The following is an 8,681-nucleotide window of genomic DNA, read 5'->3' on the forward strand; positions in this document are numbered from 1 at the left end:
CTCGAATCCACCCAGTAGGGAAGGGATTTTCGCTGTTCGCGCGAGGTATGTAAACAGTTGCCCGAGTCTGTGTCGCTTTCGCGACCAGGCGGCCCAAGCTCATGCCAACGGGTGGGTCAGCAGCAGCTCCGTGTTCTGGTCCTGGGCGGTGCCGACGGCGCCGAGGGAAGCGTGGATGTCGTTGTACGAGAACTCCCGGTACAGCGACGCAAGCGCTTGCGTCGAGGTGTCCGAGTACGAAGCCTCGTACGGCGCCTCCGCCTCGATCAGGGTCGTGAACAGCGAAAGCGTGCCGTCGGCGTTGTCGGCGACCTCGATGATCCGCGCGTGCTGCGGAAAGTCGATGTGCGACGCGGTGTTGATCTCCCAGAAGCCCTGCTTCGCCGTCTTGCCGGGGTGCGGGGTGATCTTGTTGTGGTGCGTGTGCCCGTTGACCCACGCCAGCACGTTCGGGAACCGGTTCAGCAGCGAGACGAACGTGTCGCCGTTGAGTCGCGGCTCCAGCGGGTGCCGCGCGTCCGGGAGGATGTTGCCCATGGTGTCGCTCGTGTGGTGGCTGAACAGGATGAACAGCTCGTCCGTCACGTTCTGCGTGACCTTGCGGCCGAAGAAGTCGTAGTACGTCGAGCTGTTGCGCTTGAGCGTGTTCTCCACCCAGGTGAACTGCCCGAGCCCGATCGACCCGTCGGCCAGCCCGGCCATCGTCGTGGTGTCGAGGCTGATGCCGACGACGCCCGGCGCGATGCGGAAGGTGTAGTACACGTTCCGCCCGTCGGCGTTGTTCCCGCCGAACCCGTGGCCGACCGGACCGGGGCCGGTGTTGGCGGTGTCGAGGTGGTGCTGGACGAACTCCGCGGTGCTGAACGGCCGCCGTCGCTCGTCCGGGGTGATCTCGCGGATCGTGCCCGAACCGCCGAACAGCTCCGTGATGGGGACGCCCGAACCGGAACCGATCGCCTTGGCGAGCTTCCGCGACGTCGTCTCGTCCTTGCCGATCACCTTGAACCGGCCGGTGTACCAGGCGTCCATCACGGGCAGGTCCGGCACGGTGCCGACGATGCTGTCGTCGTGGTTGCCGAAGGTGCAGAACCACGGGACGTCGAGACCGGGCGAGGTGAAGGTGCTCGTCGCCGCGCCGAGCAGGCCCGGCAGCTGCGGGAAGCCCTTCTTCGTGTACGCGTCGTCCAGCGGCTTGCCGGGGTTCCAGTAGTGCGAGGACCCGGACGTCTGGACGCCTTCGTGCGTGTTCGGGTCACCCGAGGTCGGGTTCACCGTGCCGCCGTTGAGCACCTTGAGGAACCATTCGAGCTCGATCAGCTCGTGGTTGTCGGTGTTGTCGCCGGTGGTGACCATGAAGTCGATCGCCCGTCCGGTGAACGGGCCCGCCTTCAGGCTGTTCACCCGCTCCACCAGCGCCGTCGTCGCGACCGGGCCGAGCGTCTCCTGCGGCCGGTGCGCCGAGCCGACGAACGGGTGCAGGTACTCGAACCGCGCCGGGCTCTCGGCGTCGGTGAAGTGCAGGTCGGTGAACTGCGCGAACGAGGCCATCGCGCGGCGGCGGTCGTCGCGGCCGGACTTCGGCGCGGCGAGCTCGCCACGGACGACGAGCGGCCAGCCGGGGCCCGCGGTCAGCCGCGTGTAGCCCGGTCCGCTCTTCAGCGGGGCGGCCGCGGATTCCAGCGTGGTGCCGGCGGTCCTCGTCGCGCGGGTCGTGGTGAGCGCGAGCGCGCGGTCGAGCGCGTTGGCGGTCGGCGTGCACAGCAGCAGGCCGACGCCGGCGGCGCCTGCCGTGGCGAAGGTGCGCCTGGAGATGTCGGACATGGCGGTGCCCCTACTCGTCGCGGGTGGGTGTCGCGGACGGACGATGCCGGAAGACGTTAGCCGTGGGGTGAACTCCGGAAAAGGGTAATGCGAAGATTTGTCACGTTCGGCCGAATACGAAGGAATCAAGGCGGCTCTGGTTACGCTGGCCGCTTGTCGTACGAGGAGGTGGCTCCGATGGGTGCTTCGGCTTGGTCGGTCCGCGGCCGGTTCGACGGCGATCCGGAAGTGGCGCTGGACGCGATGAAGGCGCGGGTCTTCGCGGAGGGTGACTACCTCTGGGAAGAGGACGAACTCGGCCGCCCGGACTCGGTCGACGAGCTTTACGAGGTCGAGAGTGTCCAGGAGTCCGGGACCCACTCAGTGCTCGACGTCCACGAGTTCATCAGCGCGACCGGCGAGGACGACTTCGGCACGATCCGGCCCTTGACCGACGCCGAACTCCTCGCCGCGTTCGGTACCGAGGAGCCGTCCGTCGAGGGCTTCGACGAGCTCGACAAGGCGGGACGGCTGCCGTACGAACGCCGCCCGCGCTGGAGCGCGAACTGCGCGCTGCTCTACGAGAACGACGTCGCCGTGGAGCTGGCGATCTGGGGCGTTTCCGGTGACTAGCGCCTGGCTCTCTTGAGGGAACGGGGGCGTGTCTGATCACGGGCCGAATCGGTACTCAAGACCGGCGGAGCCGGGCTGCCAGGCCGTCCAGGATCACTTCGACGCCCAGGTCGAACAGATCTTCGCTGCTCTGGGCCGCGAAAGCCGGGCCGAGCCTGCTCACGTGGGGATAGGCCGCGAGCCGCGCGAGGAAGCCTTCGTCCGGCTTCCGCGCCGGGAGGGTTTCCACCGAAGCGAGCACGTGTGCCGTGAGCAACCGCGAGATCCCCGCGGTGTCCTCTTCGGAGAACCCCGCCTCCAGCAGGATTCGCGCGGTCGTTTCGATATGGCCCAGCCGATGAGGCCCGGTCGGCGGGCGTTCGCGCAGCAGGGCGGCCGCGTCCCGGTGGCGCAGCAGCAGGGCGCGGAACTGGCGGAGCCCGCTCGCGAGCTGTTCGCGCCACGGCAGGTCGCGGTCGATCTCGAACGCGTCGGCGCAGATCGCTTCGGCGACGAGATCGAGCAGTTCGGCCTTGTCTTTGACGTGCCAGTACAGCGTCGGTGAGCTGACGCCGAGCTTCGCCGCCAGGCGCCGGGTGCTCAGCTCCGCGAGACCGGTTTCGTCGAGCAGCTCGACGGCGGCCTCGGTGATCTTGGCGAGGTCCAGCGAGCCTTTGCGTGCCACCCGAGGACTCTATCAGTGATAGATTTGTCTCTATCACTGATAGAGAACGGGGGAAGTGATGCTCTGGACACCGAAGATCCGCCTGGTCACGGTGCTGTGCTCGATCGTTTTCGTGCTCGGGACGGCGCTCCAGAACTACGCGATCATCGATCTGGACCTGATCGAAGCGAGCATGCGGCTCAAGGGCGCGGACACCGCCGAGTCGCCCACCTACCTCGGCGCGTTGCGGCTGGTGGGCGACGTCTTCATCGTCGGCAACGCGCTGGGACTGCTGGTCTGGTTCCGCTGGCGCTGGCTTTTTTGGCCGGTGCTCGCCTTCAACGTCGGTCAGGCGTTCGGCGTGTTCGTCGTGCCGTTCGAGGTGCACCGCGCCGCGATTGACGAACACGGCTGGCCGGGTGTACTTCCGTCGCTGGTCACCGACGGCGGCGCGGTGATCCTGTCGATCGCGTTGATCGTCGCGTACGTCCGCTCGCGGCGGCTCACGCGGACAGGCGACCCAGTTCGGCTTTGACGGCCTCGACCGCTTTCTTCGTCTCGGCGGCGGGGTCGGCGCCGTCGCGGGCGATGCGGCCCAGCGCGTCGACGAGCGCGGCGTTCGCCGAAGGTGTCCACAGTGGACCGGCGGCACGGCCGTTCTCCCGGACCAGCTTCGCGGCGTCGCCCGCCGTGTCGACCTTGTCGAGCACGCTCAGCCGCGCGGGCAGGTGGAACCCGAACCTGGTGGCGAACTCCTGCTGGAAATCGGTGCGTTCCAGCCAGAGCCACTTGACGAAGTCCTTGGCGGCGTTGGGGTTCAGGCTCTTGGCGTGCACCATCGAGCTCAGGCCGCCGACCGGCACGGACGGCGCGCCCGACGCGTCGAGCCGGGGGAAGGCCAGGACGCCGAAGTCGTCTTTCACGGTGTCCTGGATCTTCGGCAGGTTCCACAGCCAGGTCCACTGCATGGCGGCGAGCCCGTCGATGAACGGGACCGGGTCCGGCCAGTCCGTCGAAGCGCCCAGCAGCAGCGAACCGTTGAGTTCGTGGAGTTTCGCGAACGCCGTGGCGGCACGCGGATCGTCGAAGCCGACGGATTTGCCGTCCTTGACGTAGTCGAGCCCGGCCGACCACAGCAGCGGTCCGGCGAGCGCCGCCGCGCCCGCGTCGTTGCCGGCGAACAGTCCTTTGACGCCGTCCTTGGAGAGTTTTCTCGCCGCGTCGACGAGTTCGTCGAGCGTCTGCGGCGGCTTGACCCCGGCCTCTTGCAGGAAGCTCTTGCGGTAGAAGAGAACCTGGGTGTCGAGTGCCTGCGGGATGCCGTAGAGCTTGCCGTCGACGGTCTGCGCCGCGAGCACCGAGGCGTTGAAATCGCCGCGCACGGGCCCGACGACGTCGTCGAGCGGAACGAGCAGGCCCTGCCGGACACGGTCGACGGTGACCTGGCCTTCGAAGACGTCCGGGACCGGGCCCGCCGTCAGCGCGGCGTTCAGTTTCGTCTCGTAGTCGTCGGGATTCCACTGCACCGCGACCTTGGACTTCTGGTACGCGGCCGCGTAGCGCGTGACGGCTTCCTGGACACCGGCTTCGGGATACGGGTGGTACCACTGGGCGAGGTCCACCGGCTTCGGTTTCGGCCTGGTCACCCCGGCGGAGTACGCCGTCGAGGGCGGCGGGTTTCCTGTTTGGACACTGTTCGACCCGCAGGCTGAAAGCACGGCCGTCCCCGCCATGGCCAGGAACGCGCGCCTGCTTGTCTTACGCACCAACAAACCCTTCGCCGAACGCCGTGAAGGCCTCCTTGAGGGACCCAGGGTCCCTCAAGGAGGCCTTCACGGAAGGCTAGGCGCGCGGGAGATTAACCCGTTAGAGCTGACTGATGTCGAGTTTGCCTTCGGAGTGGAACGCCCGCAGCCGCTTCTTGTCGAACTTGCCGACGCTGGTCTTGGGGACTTCGTCCACAAAGGTCCAGTTCTCCGGAAGCTGCCACTTCGCGACCTTGTCGGACAGGAATTCGCGCAGCTCTTCGGCCGTGACGCTCTGGCCTTCCCGGAGCACGACGGCGACCAGCGGGCGCTCGTCCCACTTCTCGTCGGGGATGCCGACCACGGCCGCCTCGGCCACCGCGGGGTGGGCCATCACCTGGTTCTCCAGGTCCACCGAAGAGATCCACTCGCCGCCGGACTTGATGACGTCCTTCGCGCGGTCGGTCAGCGTGAGGTAGCCGTCCGGGCTGATCTTGCCGACGTCGCCGGTGCGCAGCCAGCCGTCGTGGAACTTCTCCGGATCGGGCTCGTCACCACTCGTGCCGCTGTAGTACGACGCCGCGATCCACGGCCCCTGCACTTCGAGTTCGCCGACGCTTTCGTTGTCCCACGGCAGTTCTTCGCCGTTGTCGCCGATCAGCCGGGCGCTGACCGACGCCGGGAACCGGCCCTGGGTGTAGCGGTACTCCCACGCCTTCTCGCCGGTCGCGGCGGCGGGCGGACGCGCGACGCTGCCCAGCGGCGACGTCTCGGTCATGCCCCAGGCGTGCAGGATCGGCACGTCGTAGCGGTCCTCGAACGCGTGCATCAGCGACGGCGGCGCGGCCGACCCGCCGACGACGACCTCGCGCAGATGCGAGATGTCCTGCGGGTTCGCGTCGAGGTGGGAGAGCAGGCCCTGCCAGATCGTCGGGACGGCGCCGGCGAAGGTCGGCTTCTCGGCGTCGAGCATCTGGGCGATGGGGGCGGGCTGGAGGAACCGGTCCGGCATGAGCAGCGACGCGCCGACCATCAGTGCCGCGTACGGCATGCCCCAGGCCATCGCGTGGAACATCGGGACGATCGCGAGGGCCTTGTCGTGCTGGGCCAGCCGCATGCTGTCGGTCATCGTGACCTGCATCGAGTGCAGCCAGATCGACCGGTGGGAGTACGCGACGCCCTTGGGGTCACCCGTGGTGCCCGAGGTGTAACACATCGCGGCGGCCGAACGCTCGTCCACCTCGGGCCAGTCGAAGGTGTCCGGCTGGCCGGCCAGCAGCTCGTCGTAGGAGTGCACCTGGACGCCGTCGGGCGCCTGGAGGGCCGAGGCGTCGCCGTTGGCCACGATGACGTGACGCACGGTCTTCAGCTCGGGCAGCTGCTTGGCCAGCAGCGGGATGAGCGTGCCGTCGACGATGACGACCTGGTCCTCGGCGTGGTTGGCGACGAAGACCAGCTGCTCCGGGAACAGCCGGATGTTCAGCGTGTGCAGCACCGCGCCCATGGCGGGGATGGCCAGGTACGCGGCCATGTGCTCGGCGTTGTTCCACATGAACGTGCCGACGCGCTGGTCACCGGTGATACCCAGGCTTCGGAGGGCGTTCGCGAGCTTCGCGGCGTGTTTGCCGAGCTCACCGTAGGTCTCGCGGCGGGCTTCTGAACCGGTCCAGGTGATGACTTCGCTCTCGGAGTGCACCGTGGTGCCGTGGCGGAGCAGCCTGCCCAGTGACAGCTGTCCGTCCTGCATCGTGCTCAACATCGCGTACTCCCGTGGTGCTCGTTCTCCGGTGAACTGGGGTTGGGCCGACTCTAATGCGGGACGGGTGAACTGGTCAGTAACGTCGCAGGCAACCGTTCGGTCACGGTGTCGCGCTAACGGGTGTTCGCCGGTTCGGGTCAAGATCATCAATAATTCGTGTTTTTCCTACCATGAAACGAAAAATGGCTAACAGTGCGAAGTCTTCGCATCGCTCATAAGGGTGATGAACGCCATTGAATCGCCGCCCGAACGGCGTGTTTCCGCAGGCTGGGGTGGGTTGCCCGTGGCGTGGTCGAGGGGTAATAAGTGCGTGTCGGTTTCACGGCCGAGGAACGGGTGGCGTTTACTGGAGCCGTGGTACAGAGACGGCTGGCCAGCGCTTGCTCTTGCAAGCATGGTTAAAGGCCGTCGGCCGCGAAAGCGGAGACCTGAGATGAAAGGACTACTACGTTGGCTCTGCCCACGTTGACTCCGGAGCAGCGCGCCGATGCCCTCGCCAAGGCGGCTGAGGCTCGCAAAGCGCGCTCCGAGCTGCTTGCGTCGATCAAGTCCGGCAAGGAGAGCATCGACAAGGTGCTCAAGCAGGCCAAGGAGAACAAGACCATCGGCAAGACGAAGGTCACGCAGCTGCTGAAGGCCGTGCCCGGCCTGGGCGCGGTCAAGGTCGCCGCCCTGCTGGAGCAGGCCGGGATCGACCCCGACCGGCGTGCCGCCGGCCTGGGCGAGCGGCAGCGCGAGGCCCTCCTCGAGGCGCTGAAGTAACGCTTCCGCCCAGGTCACGGGCTGTCCGGGGGAAGGTGTTGCCTGAGAGGCTGTTGCCCGGGCAACACTTTCCCCTGGTCTCAGCCGGAGCCTGGGACGCTGGTGGGGTGACGACCAGTACCGCACCGGCGACACCGGCAGACCTGGCCGCCCGCTACGAGCGGGGCGACTTCCTCCTGGCCACGGCACGGCACGCGCTCCTCGCGAGCGGGGCCGCGGCCACCGCGACCGACACCGATCCGGCGCGGCTGTCCCGGGCGCTCCCCGGGCTGTTCACCGACACCGGCGCGCCGATCGCGGTCGGAGTCCTGCCCTTCGACACCAGCGAGGGCACTTCCACACCTGGTCACCTGGTCCTGCCTCGCACGGTGCACCGCGCGTCTTCCGAACGCGGGGCCGTGCCGCCGCGCACCGCCCTTCCGCAGCCGGTCAAGGTCACTTCCGTGCCCGAACCGGAGGCGCATCTCGCCGCCGTCCGCGCGGCCGTCTCGGCGCTGAGCGACCGGGACCTGCGTAAGGTCGTCCTAGCCCGCGCCCTCGACCTCGATTTCGCCGCCGCCGTCCCGGTCGCGGACGTCGTCCGGAACCTGGCGAACGGGAATCCCCGGCACACCACCTACGCCGCGCAACTGCCCGGCGGGCGCACGCTGGTCGGCGCCACCCCCGAACTCCTGCTGTCCCGCAGCGGTGGAGCCGTGCTGTCCCGGCCGCATGCCGGGTCGATGCCCCGGTCGGCGGACCCGGCGATCGACAAGGCCAACGGTGAGGCGCTCCTGGCGTCCGAAAAGGACCACGTCGAACACGCCGTCGTGGTGGAGTCCGTCGTCGAGATCCTGCGGCCCTTCTGCCGCACCCTCGACGTCCGCGGCCCCGAACTGGTCTCGACGCCGGCGATCTGGCATCTCTCGACCACCGTCACCGGCGAGCTGATCGACCATGACGTCACCGCGCTGGACCTCGCGGCCGCGCTGCACCCGACTCCCGCGATCTGCGGAACGCCGACGGACGCCGCGCGCTCCCTGGTCGGGGAGCTGGAGCCGTTCGACCGTGAGTACTACGCGGGCGCCGTCGGCTGGGTCGACGCGGCCGGAGACGGCGAATGGGCCGTCGGGATCCGGTGCGCGGAGATCGCCGACACCTCCATGCGGCTGTACGCCGGCGGCGGCATCGTGCCCGCGTCCGACCCGCAGACCGAACTGGACGAGACGTCGGCGAAGTTCCGCACCCTGCTGGCCGCGATGGGCCTGGAGATCTGACGCGTTTCGTCCTCTGGATGCGGTACTTGCACGCGCAACTACCGCGGCCGCCTCGCGCTCGATGTCCCCAATGCCACGTTGGG

General features: G+C 68.2%; 8 protein-coding genes. 4 read left to right on the plus strand and 4 right to left on the minus strand.

The annotated features are described in order from the left end of the window. Positions 1-99: 99 nt before the first annotated feature. Positions 100-1,821 (minus strand): TIGR03767 family metallophosphoesterase, encoded by a 1,722-nt coding sequence (locus B0293_RS02310; protein ID WP_005155970.1) that lies wholly within the window; start codon positions 1,819-1,821, stop codon positions 100-102. 177 nt (positions 1,822-1,998) lie between these two features. On the opposite strand from B0293_RS02310, the gene B0293_RS02315 reads away from it, so the two are divergent. Further along, the gene (locus B0293_RS02315; protein ID WP_005155968.1) at positions 1,999-2,433 is read left to right on the plus strand and encodes a hypothetical protein; all 435 of its coding nucleotides are present in this window, start codon (positions 1,999-2,001) and stop codon (positions 2,431-2,433) included. Between the two features lie 55 nt (positions 2,434-2,488). Here B0293_RS02315 and B0293_RS02320 read toward each other — a convergent pair whose 3' ends face one another. After that, entirely contained in the window at positions 2,489-3,097 is a 609-nt protein-coding gene (locus tag B0293_RS02320; RefSeq protein ID WP_005155967.1) for a TetR/AcrR family transcriptional regulator C-terminal domain-containing protein, read from the minus strand. A gap of 58 nt (positions 3,098-3,155) precedes the next feature. Here B0293_RS02320 and B0293_RS02325 point away from each other — a divergent pair, with 58 nt between their 5' ends. Further along, complete coding sequence (locus tag B0293_RS02325; protein WP_005155966.1) at positions 3,156-3,611, plus strand: hypothetical protein; 456 nt, start codon at positions 3,156-3,158, stop codon at positions 3,609-3,611. On the opposite strand, the gene B0293_RS02330 is transcribed toward B0293_RS02325, so the two are convergent. Both B0293_RS02330 and B0293_RS02335 read right to left on the minus strand, forming a co-directional pair. Continuing rightward, entirely contained in the window at positions 3,580-4,842 is a 1,263-nt protein-coding gene (locus B0293_RS02330; protein ID WP_005155965.1) for an ABC transporter substrate-binding protein, read from the minus strand. The genes B0293_RS02325 and B0293_RS02330 overlap by 32 nt on opposite strands. 100 nt (positions 4,843-4,942) lie before the next feature. Next, a complete protein-coding gene (locus tag B0293_RS02335) occupies positions 4,943-6,580 on the minus strand; it encodes a long-chain fatty acid--CoA ligase (protein WP_005155964.1) in 1,638 nt (545 codons plus the stop codon). A 450-nt stretch (positions 6,581-7,030) separates the two neighbouring features. On the opposite strand from B0293_RS02335, the gene mihF reads away from it, so the two are divergent. Further along, positions 7,031-7,342 (plus strand): integration host factor, actinobacterial type, encoded by a 312-nt coding sequence (gene mihF / locus B0293_RS02340; protein WP_005155963.1) that lies wholly within the window; start codon positions 7,031-7,033, stop codon positions 7,340-7,342. 107 nt (positions 7,343-7,449) lie between these two features. Then, on the plus strand, positions 7,450-8,598 hold the full coding sequence (locus tag B0293_RS02345; protein WP_005155962.1) for an isochorismate synthase: 1,149 nt from the start codon (positions 7,450-7,452) through the stop codon (positions 8,596-8,598). The last annotated feature ends 83 nt before the right edge of the window (positions 8,599-8,681 follow it).

Origin of the sequence: Amycolatopsis azurea DSM 43854, from assembly GCF_001995215.1 — a bacterium.
In the GTDB taxonomy this organism is placed as follows: domain Bacteria; phylum Actinomycetota; class Actinomycetes; order Mycobacteriales; family Pseudonocardiaceae; genus Amycolatopsis; species Amycolatopsis azurea.